The organism is Bordetella genomosp. 11 (genome assembly GCF_002261215.1).
Lineage (GTDB): Bacteria > Pseudomonadota > Gammaproteobacteria > Burkholderiales > Burkholderiaceae_B > Bordetella_C.
Genome location: NZ_NEVS01000004.1, coordinates 4,286,216 through 4,306,967, shown reverse-complemented (window position 1 = coordinate 4,306,967; position 20,752 = coordinate 4,286,216). Strand labels below are relative to the sequence as shown.

Annotated in this window: 23 protein-coding genes; 22 read left to right on the top strand and 1 reads right to left on the bottom strand. The window is 65.4% G+C overall.

All coding sequences use genetic code 11. The features are described 5' to 3' along the window. The first annotated feature begins 30 nt into the window (after positions 1 to 30). From CAL28_RS27010 to CAL28_RS26990, 5 genes are all read left to right on the top strand, one after another. Entirely contained in the window at positions 31 to 348 is a 318-nt protein-coding gene (locus tag CAL28_RS27010; protein ID WP_066123827.1) for a methyltransferase, read from the top strand. Between the two features lie 89 nt (positions 349 to 437). Beyond that, complete coding sequence (locus CAL28_RS27005) at positions 438 to 758, top strand: hypothetical protein (RefSeq protein ID WP_066123824.1); 321 nt, start codon at positions 438 to 440, stop codon at positions 756 to 758. Positions 759 to 870: 112 nt separating this feature from the next. Further along, the gene (locus CAL28_RS27000) at positions 871 to 1,170 is read left to right on the top strand and encodes a hypothetical protein (RefSeq protein ID WP_066123821.1); all 300 of its coding nucleotides are present in this window, start codon (positions 871 to 873) and stop codon (positions 1,168 to 1,170) included. 112 nt (positions 1,171 to 1,282) lie between these two features. Then, a complete protein-coding gene (locus CAL28_RS26995; RefSeq protein ID WP_082852879.1) occupies positions 1,283 to 3,565 on the top strand; it encodes a helicase-related protein in 2,283 nt (760 codons plus the stop codon). Between the two features lie 111 nt (positions 3,566 to 3,676). Next, on the top strand, positions 3,677 to 4,552 hold the full coding sequence (locus tag CAL28_RS26990) for a hypothetical protein (protein ID WP_066123819.1): 876 nt from the start codon (positions 3,677 to 3,679) through the stop codon (positions 4,550 to 4,552). Positions 4,553 to 4,700: 148 nt separating this feature from the next. On the opposite strand, the gene CAL28_RS26985 is transcribed toward CAL28_RS26990, so the two are convergent. Continuing rightward, positions 4,701 to 5,849: a Fic family protein gene (locus CAL28_RS26985; RefSeq protein WP_066123816.1), complete on the bottom strand. Its 1,149-nt coding sequence runs from the start codon at positions 5,847 to 5,849 to the stop codon at positions 4,701 to 4,703. Between the two features lie 207 nt (positions 5,850 to 6,056). Between CAL28_RS26985 and CAL28_RS26980 the strand changes: the two genes are divergently transcribed. The 17 genes from CAL28_RS26980 (at position 6,057) to CAL28_RS26900 (ending at position 20,737) form a co-directional block, all read left to right on the top strand. Further along, positions 6,057 to 6,656 carry a PilL N-terminal domain-containing protein gene (locus CAL28_RS26980; RefSeq protein WP_066123808.1) on the top strand — a complete coding sequence of 200 codons (600 nt, stop codon included), beginning with the start codon at positions 6,057 to 6,059 and terminating at the stop codon, positions 6,654 to 6,656. Next, complete coding sequence (locus CAL28_RS26975; protein WP_066123805.1) at positions 6,653 to 7,294, top strand: hypothetical protein; 642 nt, start codon at positions 6,653 to 6,655, stop codon at positions 7,292 to 7,294. Before CAL28_RS26980 ends, CAL28_RS26975 begins: the two co-directional genes overlap by 4 nt. Positions 7,295 to 7,304: 10 nt before the next feature. Next, on the top strand, positions 7,305 to 8,042 hold the full coding sequence (locus tag CAL28_RS26970) for a TIGR03759 family integrating conjugative element protein (RefSeq protein ID WP_066123802.1): 738 nt from the start codon (positions 7,305 to 7,307) through the stop codon (positions 8,040 to 8,042). Next, positions 8,024 to 8,614 (top strand): transglycosylase SLT domain-containing protein, encoded by a 591-nt coding sequence (locus CAL28_RS26965; protein ID WP_066123799.1) that lies wholly within the window; start codon positions 8,024 to 8,026, stop codon positions 8,612 to 8,614. Before CAL28_RS26970 ends, CAL28_RS26965 begins: the two co-directional genes overlap by 19 nt. Next, positions 8,611 to 9,159 carry an integrating conjugative element protein gene (locus CAL28_RS26960; RefSeq protein WP_066123796.1) on the top strand — a complete coding sequence of 183 codons (549 nt, stop codon included), beginning with the start codon at positions 8,611 to 8,613 and terminating at the stop codon, positions 9,157 to 9,159. Before CAL28_RS26965 ends, CAL28_RS26960 begins: the two co-directional genes overlap by 4 nt. A 4-nt stretch (positions 9,160 to 9,163) precedes the next feature. Further along, a complete protein-coding gene (traD, locus tag CAL28_RS26955; RefSeq protein ID WP_094844107.1) occupies positions 9,164 to 11,353 on the top strand; it encodes a type IV conjugative transfer system coupling protein TraD in 2,190 nt (729 codons plus the stop codon). Then, entirely contained in the window at positions 11,350 to 12,099 is a 750-nt protein-coding gene (locus CAL28_RS26950; protein ID WP_066126613.1) for a TIGR03747 family integrating conjugative element membrane protein, read from the top strand. The genes traD and CAL28_RS26950 overlap by 4 nt, the downstream gene beginning before the upstream one ends. Positions 12,100 to 12,197: 98 nt before the next feature. Further along, on the top strand, positions 12,198 to 12,581 hold the full coding sequence (locus tag CAL28_RS26945; RefSeq protein WP_066126612.1) for an RAQPRD family integrative conjugative element protein: 384 nt from the start codon (positions 12,198 to 12,200) through the stop codon (positions 12,579 to 12,581). Next, positions 12,578 to 12,811: a TIGR03758 family integrating conjugative element protein gene (locus tag CAL28_RS26940; protein ID WP_013520781.1), complete on the top strand. Its 234-nt coding sequence runs from the start codon at positions 12,578 to 12,580 to the stop codon at positions 12,809 to 12,811. The genes CAL28_RS26945 and CAL28_RS26940 overlap by 4 nt, the downstream gene beginning before the upstream one ends. Before the next feature lie 16 nt (positions 12,812 to 12,827). Next, a complete protein-coding gene (locus tag CAL28_RS26935) occupies positions 12,828 to 13,187 on the top strand; it encodes a TIGR03745 family integrating conjugative element membrane protein (RefSeq protein WP_066126610.1) in 360 nt (119 codons plus the stop codon). A 12-nt stretch (positions 13,188 to 13,199) separates the two neighbouring features. After that, positions 13,200 to 13,610, top strand: coding sequence for a TIGR03750 family conjugal transfer protein (locus tag CAL28_RS26930; RefSeq protein WP_066126608.1), 411 nt, complete (start codon positions 13,200 to 13,202; stop codon positions 13,608 to 13,610). Next, the gene (locus CAL28_RS26925) at positions 13,607 to 14,299 is read left to right on the top strand and encodes a PFL_4703 family integrating conjugative element protein (RefSeq protein WP_066126607.1); all 693 of its coding nucleotides are present in this window, start codon (positions 13,607 to 13,609) and stop codon (positions 14,297 to 14,299) included. The genes CAL28_RS26930 and CAL28_RS26925 overlap by 4 nt, the downstream gene beginning before the upstream one ends. Then, positions 14,296 to 15,231, top strand: coding sequence for a TIGR03749 family integrating conjugative element protein (locus CAL28_RS26920; RefSeq protein ID WP_066126605.1), 936 nt, complete (start codon positions 14,296 to 14,298; stop codon positions 15,229 to 15,231). The genes CAL28_RS26925 and CAL28_RS26920 overlap by 4 nt, the downstream gene beginning before the upstream one ends. Then, a complete protein-coding gene (locus CAL28_RS26915; RefSeq protein ID WP_066126604.1) occupies positions 15,221 to 16,648 on the top strand; it encodes a TIGR03752 family integrating conjugative element protein in 1,428 nt (475 codons plus the stop codon). The genes CAL28_RS26920 and CAL28_RS26915 overlap by 11 nt, the downstream gene beginning before the upstream one ends. Beyond that, complete coding sequence (locus tag CAL28_RS26910; protein ID WP_066126602.1) at positions 16,629 to 17,078, top strand: TIGR03751 family conjugal transfer lipoprotein; 450 nt, start codon at positions 16,629 to 16,631, stop codon at positions 17,076 to 17,078. The genes CAL28_RS26915 and CAL28_RS26910 overlap by 20 nt, the downstream gene beginning before the upstream one ends. Continuing rightward, positions 17,078 to 19,969: a conjugative transfer ATPase gene (locus CAL28_RS26905; RefSeq protein WP_066126600.1), complete on the top strand. Its 2,892-nt coding sequence runs from the start codon at positions 17,078 to 17,080 to the stop codon at positions 19,967 to 19,969. Before CAL28_RS26910 ends, CAL28_RS26905 begins: the two co-directional genes overlap by 1 nt. A gap of 15 nt (positions 19,970 to 19,984) precedes the next feature. Next, positions 19,985 to 20,737: a DsbA family protein gene (locus tag CAL28_RS26900; protein ID WP_066126599.1), complete on the top strand. Its 753-nt coding sequence runs from the start codon at positions 19,985 to 19,987 to the stop codon at positions 20,735 to 20,737. Positions 20,738 to 20,752 lie beyond the last annotated feature (15 nt).

The following is a 20,752-nucleotide window of genomic DNA, read 5'->3' as shown; positions in this document are numbered from 1 at the left end:
CGATCTTCAACCTTTGCAAGGAGTATTCCCATGCTGTCCATCTTCCAGGGGCGTAAGCCCCAGGTTCCACCACTGTTCGCACTGGGCACGCTCAAGCTGAGCGAGAAAGTGCATTGGCTGGCGAGCAAGAGCCTCATCGACCCCTTGCCCTATGTGCAGCGCCACGTGCGCGGCGACTGGGGTGAAGTCGGCGAGCCAGAGCGTCAGGCGAACAACACCGCGCTGGAGCAAGGCACGGCGATGACTTCGCGCTTTCCGATCACGGCGCGGCTGTACCTGCTGGTCGTCACCAGCGGCGACCAGCGCACCACGGTCGTGCAACTGCCAGAAGAAGGCGCAGTGAACTGATCGCCAAACACCCGCAGTCGCGGCGTTCTTTCTTTCCACCGTCCAGGCCCCGTTTGGGGCTTTGGGCCTTCCACCATCAGGAGCCCTTCATGGCACCTAATGTCTTTCCTGCAAACGCGCCCATTTCGGTGTCGCCAACGGCGCTATTCGCCACTGGACTTATAGTCCTGACGCCTGGGGTGAAAGCTCTGGCGCGTCGCGGCTACATCAATGTCCGCACCTGCCTCGACCGGCATCGGAGCGGAGATTGGGGCCAGATCGACGCCGATGAGCGTTTCATCAACGACCACATCGGTCTCAAAGGGCGAGAAAAACTCTTCTCGCGCTATCCCGTGTCACGCGGCATCTGGATGGAGATTTGGACCATGTACGACCGCAGCATGACGGTTCTTCTCCTGCCTTACGAGTAACCGCATTCGTGTACTCACCGAGCGCCTGCACCAGCGGCGTTCTTTCTTTTCACCCACCGGGGCACTTCACCCCGATGGGGCGAGGTGCCTCTTTTCTGAAGGAGTCACCTCCATGTCCACCCCTGTGCAACACGCTTTTCCCAGGTTCAGCCCCGGCCAGGTCGTCATGACCTCGGGTGTCGCCAACCTGGTCCAACAAGGCCAGCTCAATCCGCGTCCCTATCTGCTGCGGCATCTGTCCGCCGACTGGGGGGACCTCGATGACAGCGACCGACGTCAGAACGACGCCGCGTTGAAGTCGGGCGAGGACCGCTTGTTTTCGGCCTATGAGATCGGCCCAAGCCTGAAGGTCTGGGTCATCACCGAATGGGATCGCAGCGTCACGACGGTGCTGCTGCCCAGCGAGTACTGATCCTCTTAATCACCGGCCAGATCCCGAATCCAGCCGGCTCTTCCTTCCCACCCTGGGGCATGTCACCGCCCCTTGGGGACTGGTGCATGCCCCGTTTTCTTGGAGCATCACCATGAACGCACAAGTCATCGAAGCGGCCCCAGCCGTAGATCCTTCGTCCCTGGACGACGACCTGCTCGAACAGGAATCGTCCGAACTGTCCCTGAGCCTTCAGGACTTCGTTTCCGAGTTCGGCGACGAGTTGCTGGAATCCCTCAACCGGGCCAACCCGCCCGTCTACAGCGGCACGCCGCGCCCGCACCGCCAACTGGTGCTGGCCGGCCTGAAACGCCAGTTGTTCCCCGCCCAGGCCGAGGTTGTGCATGCGGCCTCGGAACTGCTCGTCAACCAAGGCGAGCGGGCCGTGTTCGTCAACGGCGAAATGGGCACCGGAAAAACCACGATCGGCATTGCGCTGGCCGCAGTCCTGCATGCCGAAGGATATCGCCGCACGCTGGTCCTGAGCCCGCCACATCTGGTCTACAAGTGGCGCCGGGAAATCCTCGAAACCGTCGCAGGCGCAAAGGTCTGGGTGCTCAACGGCCCAGACACGCTGCTCAAACTCATCAAACTGCGCGAGCAACTGGACGTGCCATCGCCAGCGCAGGAGTTTTTCGTCCTCGGCCGTGTGCGCATGCGCATGGGGTTCCACTGGAAGCCCGCATTCGCGCGCAAGCGTACCCGTCACGGTGACGTAGGGGTCTGCCCGCACTGCGGGGAGGTCGTCACCAACCTCGACGGCGAGCCGATTAGTGTTCAGGAGCTGGAGGCGGAGGAATTCCGTCGCAAGTGCAATGGCTGCGGCGGCGCGCTGTGGACGTTGATGCGTCCTCGGTCACTGTCCGGCAGCGACCAGTCCTCGGCCGTGCTGCGTGCCTTGAAGCGCATTCCGACCATCGGCGAAGCCACCGCGCAACGCCTGATGAAAACCTTCGGGGACAGCTTCCTGGCTTCGATGCTCGGCGACAACCTGCACAACTTCATCAACCTGATGGATGCGAGCGGGAAGTTGGTGTTCTCGGATCGTCAGGCACATCGCATGGAGCGGGCCATGGCGAACATGGAGTTCGGCTTCGGTGAGGGTGGCTACCAACCCAGCGAATATGTGAAGCGGTATCTGCCGCGCAGCACGTTCGACCTTTTGCTATGCGACGAGGCGCACGAGTACAAGACGGGTGGGTCTGCGCAAGGCCAGGCGATGGGTGTCATCGCATCCAAGGTGCGCAAGACGGTCTCGCTCACCGGCACGCTGATGGGCGGCTACGCGGAGGACTTGTTCCACCTGCTGTTCCGCGCGCTTCCGGGCCGCATGATCGAAGACGGCTACGTCCCCAGTCGCAACGGCAGCATGAACGCCGCCGCGATGGCTTTCATGAGGGACCACGGTGTCCTCAAGGACATCTATTCCGAGTCCGATGGTCCGGCGCACAAGACGGCCAAAGGCAGCAAGGTCACGGTCAGAACGGTCAAGGCCCCAGGCTTTGGCCCCAAGGGCGTGCTGCGCTGCATCCTGCCGTACACCATCTTCCTGAAACTGCGAGACATCGGTGGCGTGCTGCCGCCGTATGACGAGGAGTTCCGGGAGGTGCCGATGAGCGCCGAGCAAGGCGAGGCGTATCAAAAGCTGGCTTCCAGCCTGACCCAGCAGCTCAAGAAAGCCCTGCGCAAGCGGGACACCACCTTGCTGGGCGTGGTCCTCAACACGCTTTTGGCTTGGCCCGACTGCTGCTTCAGGGCAGAGACGGTGCGCCATCCACGCACGCGCGACGTGCTGGCGTTCACTCCGGCCCAGTTCAACGAACTGGCGGTGATGCCCAAGGAGCGCGAACTGATCGACATCTGCCGTCAGGAGAAGGAAGCGGGTCGCAAAACCCTGGTGTATTCGGTCTACACCGGCACGCGGGACACCACGAGCCGGTTGAAGATGCTGCTGGAGCAAGAGGGCTTCAAGACGGCGGTTCTGCGCGCAAGCGTCGATGCCAGCCAGCGAGAAGACTGGATTGCCGAGCAGATCGAACGGGGTATCGACGTGCTCATCACGAACCCCGAACTCGTCAAGACCGGGTTGGACCTGCTCGAATTTCCGACGATTGTTTTCCTCCAATCGGGCTGGAACGTGTACACGCTGCAACAGGCCGCGCGTCGCTCATGGCGCATTGGTCAGAAGCTCACTGTCAAGGTCATCTACCTGGGGTATGCCGCCTCTTCGCAGATGGCCTGCCTCGCGTTGATGGCCAAGAAGATCCTCGTGTCTCAAAGCACGTCGGGCGACGTGCCCGAATCCGGGCTGGATGTGCTCAACCCGGACGGTGATTCCGTCGAAGTCGCACTGGCCCGGCAACTGGTCGCCGCCTGATCCCCACGCCAACGCCGGCCTTGCGCCGCCGGCTTTTCATTGTTCCCACCTTGCAGCCATGCCCACGTTTTTCGTGGGCATGGCTGCGCTTTCTTTTTCAAGGAGCTTTCCATGAACACCCATACCCAAGCCATGCCCGAAACCGTCAAAGTTCGCCTGACGCTGGACGTGGCCTATGACCTCAACGGCGAAGAACTCGATGACGTCCTGATTCGCCTGCAAAAGCGCTGCGAACGTGCCATTGGCGACGGACTGCTGACGGGCGAAACGGACGCGCTGGTGGACACCTGGTCGATTGACGTATCCACTCCGCCTTCGATGCCTGACAGCCTCGCGCTGGAAACCAGTATCGCCACCTTCATGCAACAGCGCATCGAGGACGGCAACCTTGATGCAGAGGAAATTCCCACGCGCCTGGCGCGCTACGGTCTGATGGACCCCGAGGCGTTCGCCGACGAAATGCGCGAACGCATGGGCATGGACGACAAAGGCGAGGTCGAAGGCAAGGCCGTTGTCACTGCGTCGACTGCTTCCACAAATCCGCGTGAGTTCGACATGCAGATCGCGGTCGTCTGCGTCAACACGTCCGGCATCCCCGACATACCTGTCTTCTCCGTCAGGAGCACGACCGAGGAACATGTCCTGGGCATCCACTACGACAAGGCCAAGGAACTGGCCGAGGATGCCGGATACGAAAGGCCATTCATCTGCCTGGATGCAGCCGAGCAAGGCGTCGTCCTGTCGGCGGCACGCGAGTTGGGCCTTGTTCCGCAGGTCGTCGTGGTCGATATGACCGACGGCCAGATCCACTCGATCCGCTGCGACAGCGGCGAGATCAAGGTCATCTGCTACGACACCAGCGACACCGAGGAGTATTCGGCGGCGGTGGCAGACCGCCCGGTCGGCGAGAACGGCCAGTTCGTGCGCTGCTGGGCGCATACCCAGTTGGCGCAGGTCGATCCGGGTCTGAAATCGGCTCAGAACTGATCCGGCGATTGCAGCATTCCCTTTCACAGGCCCTTCGGGGCCTTTTTTCTTGGCAGACCTGGGAAGGTGCCCATGCCAGGTGACGGAATACGCCTCGCGCACGATCCGCCACCACCACCATCGATCCGAGCAGCGTGCCCAAGGGCCGTCACTGTGTCAGCAGGTCAACGTAAGCTTGGTAGCTGTAGCTGCGGTTCTTCTTCTGTCCCGTCACCTCGACCACGATGCCCAGTTGCTCCAACATCTGCACGGCTGCGTTCGCAGTCGGGAACGTGGTTTGAAGCTGTTGCCGTACCCGTTCCACGGTAAAGCGCGGCATCATCGGCAACAACTCGAACAGCCGGTAGCTGGCCGGACTGGCCTTCGGGGATTGCAACAGCTTGCGACGGTCGGCGGCGATCAGGCTGGCGACGGCGATGATGCTCTGTTCGGCTTGAGCTGCCGAGACCGCCACGCCTTCCAGAAAAAACGAGACCCACGATTCCCAATCGCCCTCGGTACGGATCACCGACAGGCGACGGTAGTACTCGGCTTGGTGTTGCTTTAGGTAGCCGCTGAGGTACATCAGTGGCTCGGCCAACAGGCGCCAGTGTTCCAGCAACGCTGCAATCAACAGGCGGCCGATGCGTCCGTTGCCGTCCAGAAACGGGTGGATGGTCTCGAACTGCGCATGGACCAGTGCGATCTTGACCAAGGCAGGCAGGTCGTCCTTCGTATCGTGGATGAACTGCTCCAGGTTGGACAGCAGTTCCGGCACGCGCTCCGGCGGTGGCGGCACAAACACCGCGTTGCCGGGCCGCGTGCCGCCAATCCAGTTCTGCGAATGCCGCAGTTCGCCCGGTTGCTTGCCTGCACCACGCGCACCATCAAGCAACAGTTGGTGTGCGTCGCACAGCAGGCGCACGCTGATGGGCAACCCCTTGGGGTCGCGCAACTGGTCCTGGACCAGGCGAAATGCACGCAGGTAGTTGCTGACTTCGGCCACATCATCGGTGTTGCTGACCTTGAAGCCCGCTTCCTCATCGAACAGGTCGGTCAACGTGGCCTGAGTGCCTTCGATCTGCGAGGTAAGCAGGGCTTCCTTGCGCACGGCGCTGTAGAGCAGCCAGTCCACCGATGGCACCAGCCCCGACACCCCCGAAAGCCGGGCCAGTGCCAGTTCCGCCTGACGGTTCAGGTCGGCAAAGGACGCCGCCGCCAGAGGCGGCTCGGCGGGCGGCAGCGGATGCGGCACGAAAGCCCGCACTGGCTCGCCCAGCGTGGTGGATGTGGCATAGGTGCCTGTGTTTCGTTTCATTTAAAGCTGGCTTTCACTGCGAACCATCACATTAAAGCACAGTTTAATTTGAATTTCCACAATGAAAGCAGACTTTGATAAGACCCCCGTGGCGAACGGCACCCGTTCGCCACTCGAAAAAACGGGCAAGCGCCAGTTCGCATTCCTGGCTGACCGCACGACAGTGCTCAGCCAAGGTGTCGGCACCGCAACAGAAGAGCCGATGCCATGTGCCCCTTTCCATCCTGGTTTCACCATCCCAAGCGCCGCCTGCTGGCGGGACTGCTCGGCCTGATCTGGTCGGCGCTGGCTGGCGGCTGCGCGACGACCACTGCGCCACGCGCACCCGATGTCATTGAAGAGGTCTCGGCTCCCGCCGAAGTCGAGGCACCGGAGTTCATCCCGGTCGTGCGCTATGGCCGCTACACGCTGGTCGAGTTGGCCCCCACGGCAGCGCAACGCGACTTGCTGCTGCAAACCATCGACGTGTCCATGCCCGAGGACGCCCGCGCCACGGTCGGGGATGGACTGCGGCATGTGCTCAAGCGCAGCGGCTACGGCCTGTGCCAGACGGCGAACGCGGTGATCGAGCTGTACGCGCTGCCGCTGCCGGCGGCGCATCTGCATCTTGGCCCCATGACCGTGCGCGACGCGCTGCTCACCCTGGCCGGGCCGGCCTGGGAACTGCATGCGGACGATCTGGCACGGCAGGTTTGCTTCGAGCAGCCCGGCAGCGACGTTGCCACCGATCCGGTTCCCGAACAACCCGCCGCCGAAGCCGTGCAGACGTTCCCGCTGATGCCGTCCATGTCGGGAGGCCAGCCATGAACGCCCCGCAGTCTCTGCGCCGCCCGACTACTGCTGTGGTGGTGCAAAGCCTGATCTGGCTTTGGTTGATCGGCCTCAGCATCTTCGTGGCCCTGGCCTACCAGGCGACGAACGACCAGGCCGGCCAGCAGCGGCTTGATTCCCGCCTGCAACGTCTCGAAGCGCAGGTCACCGCTCTGGACGAAACCGCCCAGGCCTTGCAGCAGCGGCCCACCGCCGCGACCGCCGCAGGCCTGCAAGACGCCCGCCAGGCCTTGGAAGCACGCATTACCCAGGTCGAGCAGGCGTTGAGCGGCCATGCCGCTGCCGATGCGCTTCAGGCGCTGCGCGCCGAGGTCGAGCAGATCAAGGCACGCCAGACCGCCGCGCGGGCCGCGCCACCCACCCAGCCTCGCACCACGAGGCAACCCGCCGCCAAGCCGGAACCGCCGCCGCTGCCGTTCCGTGTCATCGGCGCCGAACTGCGCGCCGGCCAGCGCAGCGTCTCCGTCGCGCCGAGCGCCGGGGACTTCTCGCCCGACCAGCTCCAGGTGCTGCTGCCAGGCGATGCGGTCGGCCCGTGGCGCTTGCTGTCCATCGAAGGCAGCACCGCCGTGTTCCAGGCCGGTGGCCATACCCGCCGCGTGGCGATTCCTTGAGGCCCATGCGATGAAACATTCCCTCATTCCCGTCCTGTTGCTGGCCACGCTGCACCTGCCGGTGTCGGCGCAGCAGACGCCGCAGCAAGCCGCCAACGTCCAGCCCGCCCGCACCAGCCAGAGCCAGATCACGCACAGCCAGGAAGCGCGTCAGGCGAAGGAATGGGGTTTGCGCGATGACGAATTTGCCCGTTACCGCGAGCTGATGGAGGGGCCGATCGGCGTTTATTCGCCCAACCTGGACCCGCTGTCGGTCCTGGGCATCGAGGCCCGCGCTGACGAGGAACGGCGACGCTATGCGGAACTGCAGGTGCAGGTCGAAGCACGCCGCGTCGAGAAGCTGCTCGCCTATCAGCGCGCCTATGACGACGCCTGGCAGCGTCTGAACCCCGGCATGCAGCGCGTGAACCTGCCCGACGACAAGCCTGGCGCTGCCACAAGCACCAGTCCCTTGCGCGGTAGCGGCCGGACTGCGGTGTTCGTGAAGGACGGCTGCGAAGCCTGCGGACAGCTCGTACAGCGCCTGCAATCCTCGGGCACCGAGTTCGACCTGTACATGGTCGGTAGCCGCCAGGACGACGCACGCATCCGCGACTGGGCCAAGCGCACGCAAGTCGACCCGGCGCGCGTGCGCGGTGGCAGCATCACGCTCAACCACGATGGCGGCCGCTGGCTGTCGCTGGGCCTGCCCGGCGAACTGCCCGCAGTCGTGCGCGAGGTGAACGGCCAATGGCAACGCCAACCCTGACGGCACGGTTACGCGCACTGGTGGTCGCCGCAGGCTTCTGCGCCTGCGCGGCCCAAGGCCAGGAGGTGCCGCCACCGGCCTACCAGCTTGCCGCGCAGCGTGCAGGCATCCCTTCGACCGTGCTCTACGCCGTGGCCTTGCAGGAAAGCGGCATCCGACGCAACGGGCGCCTCATCCCCTGGCCCTGGTCGCTCAACGTCGCCGGCCAGTCGCGCCGCTATGCCACCCGCGCCGACGCCTGCACTGCCTTGCAGCAAGCGATGGCGTCCACCCCGCACACGCGCATCGACGCCGGCCTGGGGCAGATCAACCTCGGCTACCACCAGCAGCGCGTTACCCGTGCGTGCGATCTGCTGGACCCGTACCGCAACCTCGCCATCGCCGCCGAGATCCTGAAAGAGCAGCACACCCCCGGCGAGGACTGGCTGTTGGCGATCGGCCGCTACCACCGTCCCGCAGGCGGCGAGCCTGCCGCCCGCTATCGGCGCAGCGTGTCGCGCCACCTCGCCCGCGTGCAGGGCACGCGCCCAACCGCCACGGCACTCGCCGCGCGCCAGGAGACCTCCCCATGACAAAACCCCATTTGCCCAATCTCACCTTGAAGGGCCTGCTCGTGTCGCTGGCAGTGCTGCCGCTGGCCTCGCTGGCCGGCGAGCCGCTGATCGTGGTCGAGGACCGCGGCGGCACGTCGGCGCTGCCGTACTACGAAGCCCTCAACCTCCAGCCGCGTGCCAATGCACCGGCCCGGCCCCCCGTCCCGACGCCCCAGATTCCCGCGACACCGGCGGACGAGGCCGCCATGCTGCCGGTGCGCAGTGCCAAGCTCACGCCCGGCACCGTTGCGCGGCGGGTGATCGAGGCCCCGGGCCTGCGTCCTTTCGTGGTCGTCGGTGACGACGAGGCTTCGCAGGCCTGGCTGCGCCGCCAGGCAGATTCGCTGCGCGAGCGCGGCGCGGTCGGCCTGGTGGTCAACGTCGAGACGGTGCAGGGCCTGGCGCGGCTGCGTGCCCTGGTGCCCGGCGTGCCACTGGCACCCGTGGCCGGCGATGACCTGGCCGAGCGCCTGGGCCTGCGGCACTACCCGGCGCTGATCACGGCCACCGGCATCGAGCAATGAAGCCATGTCGGGGAAACAGCCCGTCGAGGTGCTGCTTCGCCCAGCGGTGGAGCTATACACCGTCGCAGCGTGTGCAGGCGCCGCGTTCTTGTCCCTGGTGGCCCCGTGGTCGCTCGCGCTAAGCCCGGCCATGGGCGTCGGCAGCGCGCTGGCGTTCGCTGCCTACGGCGCGATCCGCTACCGAGATGCCCGCGTCATCCTGCGCTACCGGCGCAACATCCGCAGGTTGCCGCGCTACGTGATGACCAGCCGCGACGTGCCGGTCAGCCAGCAGCGGCTGTTTGTGGGACGCGGTTTCCTGTGGGAGCAGAAGCACACCCATAGGCTGGTGCAGACGTACCGGCCAGAGTTTCGCCACTACGTCGAGCCGACGCCGGCATACAAGCTGGCGCGCCGTCTGGAGGAACGGCTGGAATTCGCGCCATTCTCGCTGTCCCGGCTGCCTGCGCTCACGAGCTGGGACGTGTCTTTCAACCCGCTGCGTCCGCTGCCGCCCGTGGGTGGCCTTCCACGCTTGCACGGTATCGAGCCGGAGGAAGTGGATGTCAGCCTACCACTGGGCGAGCGCGTCGGGCACTCGCTGGTGCTGGGCACCACGCGTGTGGGCAAGACCCGGCTGGCCGAGTTGTTCGTGACCCAGGACATCCGGCGCAAGAACGCCGCAGGCGAGCACGAGGTCGTGATCGTCATCGACCCCAAAGGCGATGCCGATTTGCTGAAGCGGATATATGTCGAGGCCAGGCGCGCGGGCCGCGAAGGAGAGTTCTATGTGTTTCATCTCGGGTGGCCGGAGATCAGCGCCCGCTACAACGCAGTGGGTCGCTTCGGGCGCATCTCGGAGGTCGCCACCCGCATCGCAGGGCAGCTTTCCGGCGAAGGCAACAGCGCGGCCTTCAGGGAGTTCGCGTGGCGCTTCGTCAACATCATCGCCCGCGCATTGGTAGAGCTGGGGCAGCGTCCGGACTACATGCTGATCCAGCGCCACGTCATCAACATCGACGCGCTGTTTCTGGAGTACGCCCAGCACTACTTCGCTAAGCATGAACCGAAGGCTTGGGAAATCATCGTCCAACTCGAAGCGAAACTGAACGACAAGAACATCCCGCGCAACATGATCGGGCGCGAGAAGCGCGTCGTGGCGCTGGAGCAGTACCTTTCCCAGGCGCGCAACTACGACCCGGTGCTCGACGGTCTGCGCTCGGCGGTCCGCTACGACAAGACGTACTTCGACAAGATCGTCGCCAGCCTGTTGCCGCTGCTGGAGAAGCTCACCAGCGGCAAGATCGCCCAGCTTCTGGCCCCGAACTACTCCGACCTGACGGACCCGCGCCCGATTTTCGATTGGATGCAGGTGATCCGAAAGCGCGCCATCGTCTATGTGGGCCTGGATGCGCTCTCCGATGCAGAGGTTGCCGCAGCGGTCGGCAATTCCATGTTCTCCGATCTGGTGTCGGTCGCAGGCCACATCTACAAGCACGGGATCGACGATGGCTTGCCGGGGGCATCGGCTGGCACGCGCGTGCCGATCAACGTCCATGCAGACGAATTCAACGAGCTGATGGGCGATGAATTTGTGCCGTTGATCAACAAAGGCGGCGGCGCGGGGCTGCAAGTGACCGCCTACACGCAGACGCTCTCCGACATCGAGGCCCGCATCGGCAACCGCGCGAAGGCCGGTCAGGTCATCGGGAACTTCAACAACCTGTTCATGCTGCGCGTGCGCGAAACCGCTACAGCCGAACTGCTGACGCGACAACTGCCGAAGGTCGAGGTCTACACCACCACCATCGTGAGCGGCGCGACCGATAGCTCGGACATTCGCGGAGCTACGGACTTCACCTCGAACACTCAGGACCGGATCAGCATGTCCAGCGTGCCGATGATCGAGCCATCGCACGTCGTCGGCCTGCCCAAGGGCCAGTGCTTCGCGCTACTGCAGGGCGGCCAGCTTTGGAAGGTCCGCATGCCACTGCCGGCACCGGACCCCGATGAGGTCATGCCTCAGGATCTGCAACAGCTCGCGGGCTACATGCGCCGGAGCTACAGCGAGGCCACGCAGTGGTGGGAGTTCACCAGTTCCCCTGCCTTGCAGGATGCGGCCTTGCCCGATGACCTGCTGGATGATGCTGCTCCGGCCGAGCCTGCTGCGGTGGCCACCGACACCGACCACAGTGCCGACGAGGCCGCGCCATGAAGGACACCGCCTCGACCGCGCTGCGGGAGCAGAACCAGCGCCAGGGTCTGATCGTCGGCACTATCACCTTGCCGTTTCGCTTGCTCGGGGTGCTGATCGGCTCGCTGCTGTTCTCGATCGTGGTGGAGTGCGTCGGCATGCACCTGTTCTGGAAGGACCAGGGCTGGCGGCACTCCCAGCAGATGTTGCAATACGAACTGGGGCACCTGTCGGGGCATTTCCAGCGCAGCGTGGTGGTGCAAGAGCCAGGGCGCACGGCGCACGAGCTGGTGGATACCGGCTACGAATGGGTGTTCGTGCGCTCGGGGCTGCTGGACCGGATGAACAAGACCGCCGAACGTGCCCGCGTGCCCAGCCACGGACAGGCGCGCAACTTCCGTTACTACATCAGCCAGGTCTATGTCTGGACAGAGAGCTACCTGATCGCCGCGGCCTTCACCATGTTGACCTTCCTGGTGCGCCTGTTGGTGCTGCTGCTGACCCTGCCGCTGATCTTCACGGCGGCATTCGTCGGCCTCATCGACGGTCTGGTGCGGCGGGACGTGCGACGGTTCGGCGCGGGCCGGGAATCCGGCTTCATCTACCACCGTGCGAAAGCCAGCCTGATGCCACTGGCCGTGCTGCCGTGGGTCACGTACCTGGCACTGCCCATCTCGGTGCATCCGCTGCTGATCCTGCTGCCCAGCGCCGCCTTGCTGGGACTGGCCGTGAGCCTGACGGCGGGGAGCTTCAAGAAGTACCTCTAGGCCATCAATCCGGTTGTGGGCGAGTTCCTATTGTTTGCGGCCTAAATCCACCTCTTTCTCCACGATCGAGCCATTGCTGATCACACAGGAATGGCTCGATGTTGGCTCCGATCTGGCAGCGCGCCGCGCATTGCGGCGTGCCCACTTTTCTCGTGATGGCCCTCCTGCTGGGCCAGTCCCCGATGACGTTGGCCGAGTCCCCGGCGCAGCGCCAGGAGCTGGCTGCCGCGCTGCGCCAACTCGATGCGCTGGAGCGCACCGTCGCCGACAGCGCCTCGCATACCCCGATCCAGCCGGGCGAGCGCTACCACTTCGATTACCCGCGGCTGCTGGCTGACCTGGCGCGTGTGCGCGCCGGCATCCAGGCCCATCTCACACCGTCGCGTGCCCAGCCGCGCGATCTCTCTGAACTGGCCGGCAGCTACCGCACCGAGCGGGCAGCCGAGCCACTGCCGACGACGACTGCGCAGGGCAAGCCATGAACGGCGCCCAGGTCTCGGCATTTCAAGCCAACAGCGGCATCGCGCCTTCCGCGATGGCGACCGTCCTGGTCGGCGTCGTGTTCGCGGTCCTGCTCGTCTGGGGCGTCTGGGCCATCCGAACGGCCTACGTGGGGTGGTCCGAGAGCCGCCTCAACCAGCGCCAGTTCCTCGGCGTCTGCATCCGCTTCGTCGCGATGTACCTCGTACTGACGTTCTTCCTCCTCTCCTGACCTGAAAGGCCTGACCATGCAAAACCGCATCCTCCATTCCCGTCTTGCCCAGCGCGCCGCCGTGGCCCTGGGCACCGCCGCGCTGCCAGCGCTGTCGTTCGCACAGGGCCTGCCCCAGTTGGAGAACCCGACGCGCGGCACCGGCAACGGCATCATGGAGACCATCCGCAACTACGGCTACGACATCATCATGCTCGTGGCCCTGCTGGTGGTGGCATCGATGTTCATCGGCGTCTGCTACCACGCCTACGGCACCTACGCGGAAATCCACACTGGCCGCAAGACCTGGGGCCAGTTCGGCCTTACGGTCGCCATCGGCGCAGTCCTGCTGGTGATCGGCATCTGGCTGCTCACCGAAGCCACCGGCATCCTGTAAGGCGTGGCCGGTATGTCCGAGCAGCAGCACGTCCGTGCGGACGGGACCGTCACGTTCCTTCCGCACCGGCTCAACCGCCATCCCATTGTCGTGCGCGGCCTCACCGCCGACGAGCTGTGGATCTGCTGCGGCCTGTCCGGCGCCGCCGGCCTGCTGGTCGGCGCGCCGCTGTCGTGGGTGTTCCGCACCATCGCCATCGCGCCGACGTTCGTCGTCCTGGGCGTGGCCTTCGGCGTCTTCATCGGCGGCGGCATCCTGCGCCGCCTCAAGCGCGGGCGCCCCGACACTTGGCTGTACCGGCAACTGCAATGGCGCATCGCCACGCGCTATCCGCTGATGGCAGGCTGGGTGGGCGGCCATGTGCTGATCTCGCGCTCCGGCTTCTGGACCACCCGAAGGTCTGCTTCAAGGGGGGCACGATGAGTCGCTTCAAGAACGAGATTGCCCACCTGCAGGCGCACATCAGGACGCTTCGTCTGGGTGCCGGTGCGCTGGTCATCGTCGCCCTGGTCATGGGCGGCGGCTGGTGGAGCGCCCCGCGCGATCTGACCATCCATGTCCCGCCCGACCTGCGTTCCGGTAGCACCCGCAAGTGGTGGGAGGTGCCGCCCGAGTCGGTCTATGCGTTCACGTTCTACGTGTTCCAGACCCTCAACCGCTGGCCGACGAATGGTGAGGAGGACTACACGCGCAACCTCCACACGCTCTCGCCATACCTCACCCCATCCTGCCAGGCCTTCCTGCGCGCCGACTACGACTACCGCCGCAGCACGGGCGAACTGCGCCAGCGCGTGCGCGGGATTTATGAGATCCCCGGTCGTGGCTACGGCGACGACCCCACGGCGCGCGTGCGCGTGGTCTCCGACCGCGACTGGGTCGTGACGCTGGACATTAGCGCCGACGAGTACTACGGCGCCGAGCAGATCAAACGCGCCCTGGTGCGCTACCCCATCAAGGTCACGCGGGTGGACGTCGATCCCGCGCGCAACCCGTTCGGCCTGGCGCTCGACTGCTACGACGGCACGCCCCAGCGCATCAGCGCACCGGAGCCGACGCGCCCGGCATCCGGCGGCCTGTCTCCGCAAGCGCCTCAAGAAGGAAACTCCCCATGAAGCATCCTGTACTCGCGCTGTTGGGGCTGCTGGCCTTGGCTGCGGCTCCTGCTGTCCATGCGGTGGAAATCCTGCGCTGGGAACGCATGCCGCTGGCGGTTCCGCTGAAGGTCGGCCAGGAGCGCATCGTGTTCATCGACCGGAACGTCCGCGTGGGCGTGCCCGCAGGCATCGGCGAGCGCCTGCGCGTGCAGAGCGCGGGCGGCGCGGTGTACCTGCGTGCCAACGAGCCGATCGAGCCAACGCGGCTGCAACTGCAAGATGCCGACACGGGCGCCCTGATCCTGCTCGACATTGCGGCTGAGCCACCCAAGGACGGCGAGGCCGAGCTGGAGCCGGTGCGCATCGTCGAGGGCAACAGCCCCCCGGCGCGCTACGGCGATCAGCCCGGCGATGCCGACGAGACCCCGGCACGCACCCAGGATCACGCCGGCACGCGGTCGGCGCGGCGCGAAACCCCGGTGCCGGTGGTCCTGACGCGCTTCGCCGCGCAGAACCTCTACGCGCCACTGCGCACCGTCGAAGCCTTGCCCGGCGTCATGCGGGTGAACCTGCGCCGTGACCTCGATCTCGCCACGCTGATGCCGACGCTGCCTGTTCGTGCGATCGCGATCGCGTCGTGGCGCCTGGAAGACCAATGGGTCACCGCCGTGCGTCTGACCAACCGTGGCGCGGGTTGGGTCACGCTTGATCCGCGCGTGCTGCAGGGCGATTTCCTCACCGCCACCTTCCAGCATGAGGCACTTGGCCCCCGCGGAACGCCCGAGGACACGACCGTCCTGTACCTGGTGACGCGCGGGCGCGGCCTGGCGCAGTCGCTGCTGCCCGCGATCCAACGCTTCGACCCAGCCGTGCATCTGCCGCAGCCGCAATCTCCGCCGGAACAGGGACGCGAAGCTACGGAAAGCCAGGAGGCCGGCCATGCGCAGTAACGGACTTCTGAAGTGGTTGCTGATTCCCGTGGTCCTGCTGGTGCTGTTCATCGCCATCCGGCTGTTCTCGGGTGGAAGCGCGTCGGTGCCACCCGCTGGGGATACCAGCGCCCAACTCACGCCCGAGGAAATGAAGGCGCTGGGCATCGAGGGCGATACGCCCCGCGATACGGTTGCAACCCTGGTGGCGCAGGTGAAGCAGTTGCGCACCGAACTTCAGGGCGCGCTTTCGGACAACAAGTCACAGCGCGAGGAGAACCAGCGGCTGCGCCAACGCGAGAACGCCATCGACCAGCGCATCAATTCAGCCCTCGAATCCGAACGGTCCAACCTGCGCCGTGATCAGCAGCAGGCGGCCAGCGAGCGCCAGCAGACCGAGGGGCTGCTCGCCGATCTGCAGCGCCGTCTGGACGGCATCGGCGGGCGCGGCGGCCATGCCGATCTGCCCGTGGGCCTGGGGTTGCGGGATGGCGACGAGGCTGGAATGGAAGGCGGCATGCGCTGGGTCGAGCCGGACGACGCCAAGCCCGCTGAAGGGCGCAATGGCGGTCGCGGCACGGGCAGCGCCATGAACTTCCCGACGAGCTTCGGCCCCGCGCAGGGCACGCTGGAGAGTGCGGCGGAAACCGCAGCGAACGCGGGAGCCCGCGCCGCAGGCGTCAAGAGCGCCAAGCCTGTCTATACCGTGCCGACGAACTCGACGCTGATGGGGTCTGTCGCGATGACGGCGCTCATCGGCCGTGTGCCGATCGATGACACGGTGAACGATCCCTATCCGTTCAAAGTCCTGGTCGGGGCGGACAACCTCACCGCGAATGGCATCGACATCCCCGACGTGGCCGGCGCCGTGTTCTCCGGCACCGCCTCGGGCGACTGGACGCTCTCGTGCGTACGCGGCCAGGTGCGCAGCATCACCTTCGTCTTCCACGACGGCACGATTCGCACGGTCCCCGATGACCGCGACGGCAATCAGCAGAACAGCCAGCAGCAGAACGCTCAAAGTGGGGGCCTGGGCTGGATCAGCGATCCCTATGGCATTCCCTGCGTCAGTGGGGAGCGGCGCAGCAACGCCCAGCAGTACCTCGGCTCGCAAGCCCTGATCACGGCCGCTGGTGCCGGTGTGGCCTCACTGATCGACAGCGACAGCGGCCAGATGTCCTACGTGGGCGCTGATGGCTCCATCGGTAGCGTCGGCATCTCCGGCAACGAGGCCATGGGCCGCATTCTGGCCGGCGGCGTGCGCGACATGGCCGACTGGGTGAACAAGCTGTACGGCCAGGCCTTTGCCGCCGTCTACGTCCAGCCCGGCGCGAAGGTCGCCGTCCATCTCGAAAAACCGCTCGCCATCGACTTCGATGCCGAAGGCCGCAAGGTCGATCACCGCGCAGGAGAAAGCCATGCACTCGAACTTGACTAACCCGGCCCGGGGCCTGGTGCTGGCCGTTGCCGTCGCCGTACTCGGCGGCTGCGCCACCAGCAAGGAAAAGCTGCTGCCCCACGGCGACAGCACGATGATGGACATCTGGCAGCGGGAGGCCGGTGATAGCGGCGGCAGGGCCGGCCAGGTCGCGGGCAGGCAGTTGCTCGATGCACGCCAGAGCCTGCGCCGGCCTCTGACCGACGCTGACGTGCTGGCCGCGCCCGCCGAACAGATGCGCTACACGCGCACCGCACGCAACGAGGTCTATCGCCAGTTCCACCGGCTGCCCAATCCCGATCTGGTCATGTACGTGTACCCGCACCTGTCGGGCACGGACCCTGTCCCTGTGCCAGGCTACAGCACGGTCTTCCCGCTGTATCAGCGCATCCAGTACGCCATGCCCGGCGAGCGCGTGGAGGACTACTGATGCGGTGGAAACTCTCCTGGCCGAAGCTGGCCGCATCCGGCGCAGGCGAAGACGAACAGCCGGACGGCTGGCAGCGCCACGTCGAGACCTTGCGCCAGGCTGGCATCCCGGAACCCGGCGCAGCGGTCCAGGGCCGCAGGCCAGCGACCGTGGCCGACGAGAAAGCGCTGTATGACGTCGCGCCGTCGTTCGTGGAATTGCTGCCATGGGTGGAGTTCCTGCCCCAATCGAAGTCCATGCTGCTGGAGGACGGGCAATCGGTGGCCGCGTTCTACGAGCTGGTGCCCCTGGGCACCGAGGGCCGGGAACCCGGCTGGCTTGCCCATGCCCGCGATGCGCTCGAAAACGCCTTGCAAGACAGCTTCGATGAGCTGGACGAGAACCCCTGGGTGCTCCAGCTCTATGCCCAGGACGAACCCAACTTCGATCAGTACATGCAGACCTTGCGCGACTACGTGCAGCCGCGCGCCCGCGATACGGCCTTCACCGAGTTCTACCTGCGCTTCTTCGGCCACCACCTGCGCGCGGTGGCCAAGCCGGGCGGGCTGTTCGAGGACACGGTGGTCACGCGGCTGCGCTGGCGCGGACAGACGCGGCGCGTGCGCATGGTGGTCTATCGCCGTGCCACCAGCCAGGCAAGCCGCCGCGGCCAGACGCCCGAGCAGATGCTCAATATCGTCTGCGACCGCCTGTGCGGCGGGTTGGCGAACGCCGGCATCCAGGCCCGGCGCATGGTCGCGGCCGATGTCCACGACTGGCTGCTGCGGTGGTTCAACCCTAACCCCACGCTGCTCGGGCCTGGGGCGGAGGATCGGGAGCGTTTCTACGCACTGGCACGCTACCCCGACAGCATCGGGGACAGCGAAGACGGCGAGATCGAACTGGCGAGTGGGCGTGATTTCAGCCAACGGCTGTTCTTCGGCCAGCCTCGCTCCGACGTGAAGCACGGAACCTGGTCCTTTGACGGCATGCCGCACCGCGTGCTGCTCACCGACCGCTTGCGCATGCCACCCGGCACGGGGCACCTGACTGGGGAGACGCGCAAGGGCGATGCCATCAACACGCTGTTCGACCAGATGCCGGAAGACACCTTGATGTGTCTCACCATGGTCGCCACGCCACAGGATGTGCTGGAAGCGGACTTGAACCACCTGGCGAAGAAAGCCGTGGGCGAGACGCTGGCATCAGAACAAACGCTCAAGGACGTGCATGAGGCGCGCTCCCTGATCGGCAGCGCGCACAAACTCTACCGGGGAACGCTGGCGTTCTACTTGCGCGGGCGCGACGAGGCGGAACTGGATCGGCGCGGCCTGGACCTGGCAAACGTCATGCTCAATGCCGGCTTGCAGCCCGTGCGCGAAGACGACGAGGTGGCGCCGCTCAACAGCTACCTGCGCTGGCTGCCGTGTTGCTACAACCCCGCCCAGGACAGGCGCAAGTGGTACACGCAGTTGATGTTCGCGCAGCATGTTGCGAACGTGTCCCCGGTATGGGGCCGCGCTCAGGGCACTGGACATCCGGGCATCACCTTCTTCAATCGCGGCGGGGGCAGCATCACGTTTGACCCGCTCAACCGCCTGGACCGGCAGATGAACGCCCATTTGTTCCTGTTCGGCCCCACCGGCAGCGGCAAGAGCGCAACGCTCAACAACCTCTTGAACCAGATCACGGCCATCTACCGGCCACGGCTTTTTGTGGTGGAAGCCGGCAACAGCTTCGGCTTGTTCAGCGATTTCGCCAAACGCCTCGGCCTGACCGTGAACCGGGTCAAGCTGGCTCCTGGCTCGGGTATCAGCCTCGCGCCATTCGCGGACGCGCGCCGGCTGATCGAAACACCCAGCGATGTGCGGACGCTTGATGCCGATGCGCTGGACGAAGACCTGCCGCCGGATGCCACGGTGATCGAGGCGGACGAACAGCGCGATGTCCTCGGTGAACTGGAGATCACTGCGCGGCTGATGATCACGGGCGGCGAGGACAAGGAGGAAGCCCGGATGACGCGGGCCGACCGCTCGCTGATCCGCCAGTGCATCCTTGATGCTGCCGAGCACTGCCACGGTGGTGGTGGTAGCGAGAAGCGCACGGTACTTACGCGAGACGTGCGCAACGCGCTGCGCGAACGCGGCCAGGACCCGACGCTGCCCGAGATGCGGCGCGTGCGGCTGCTGGAGATGGCGGACGCGATGGATATGTTCTGCCAAGGCACGGACGGCGAAATGTTCGACCGCGACGGATCTCCGTGGCCGGAGGCCGACATCACCTTGGTCGACCTGGCAACGTATGCCCGCGAGGGCTACAACGCGCAGCTTTCCATCGCCTACATCAGCCTGATCAGCACGGTGAACAACATCGCCGAACGCGATCAGTATTTGGGCCGTCCGATCATCAACGTAACAGATGAGGGACACATCATTACCCGTAACCCGCTGCTTGCACCCTACGTGGTCAAAATCACAAAAATGTGGCGCAAGCTGGGGGCCTGGTATTGGCTGGCTACACAAAATATCGACGACCTGCCGCGCGCCGCGGAACCGATGCTCAACATGATCGAGTGGTGGATCTGCCTGTCGATGCCGCCCGATGAAGTAGAGAAGATCGCGCGGTTCCGCGAACTGAGCCCAGCACAGAAGGCGCTGATGCTCTCGGCCCGCAAAGAGGCCGGCAAGTTCACCGAGGGCGTCATTCTCTCCAAGAGCATGGAAGTGCTGTTCCGCGCCGTACCGCCGAGCCTGTATCTCGCGCTCGCGCAAACAGAACCCGAAGAGAAGGCCGAGCGCTACCAGCTCATGCAGCAATACGGCTGCACCGAACTGGAAGCGGCCTTCAAGGTGGCCGAGAAGATCGACCGGGCGCGCGGCATCGAATCGCCCGCCCTGAACCTACCGCAGTAGCAGCCGGAGAACATCATGAAGCCGAAGCGTCCTTCCATCCCGATACAGGTCCAGGCGTACCGCCGTCGCCGTGGGCGGCTTCATTGGCCTTTGGCCCTGGTCGCTGCACTGGTCGCGCTGCTGCTGATCTGGTTCGTGTCCCGGCCGCCCGGCGAATCCTTGCCGCAGCCGCCCACGCCAGTCAGCACGGCCCAGGTCGATGGGCCACCTTGGCAGATGGGCAACCCGGAGGGCCGTTTCACTCTGACGCTCTATGCGGACCTGGAATGTCCGTTCTGCCGGGAGTACTTTCCGCAGATCAAGCGGTGGGTGGGCAGCAACGCCGATGTGGCACTGCGATGGCACCACCAGCCGCTGGCCGCACACGAGCCTGCCGCGTTAACCGAAGCACGCCTGGCGGAATGCGCCGCCGAAGCGGGCGGACATGCCGAGTTCTGGCAAGCCGTCGAATGGGTCTATGCCCATACGCGCAGCGATGGCCAGGGCTTGCCTGATGGGTTGCGTTATCCCGAATCCACGCCGGCCATTGAGCAGTGCATGGCAAGCGGCCGGGCAGATGCCGCCATCCGCGCCCAGGCCGCTGAAGCCACGAAGAGCGGTGTGACCGCCACGCCATCGCTGCGTGTGCTCGATCGCCATACGGGACAAGCCATCCTGCTGCAGGGTCCAGTCGAAGGCGATGCCTTGCTTTCTGCCATGGACATGCTGGCGGTAGGCGAAGGTCCCGCCGCTCAAGCGAGCGAACCGCCTAACACCTCAATGCAGTAACCCCAAAAGAAGGTC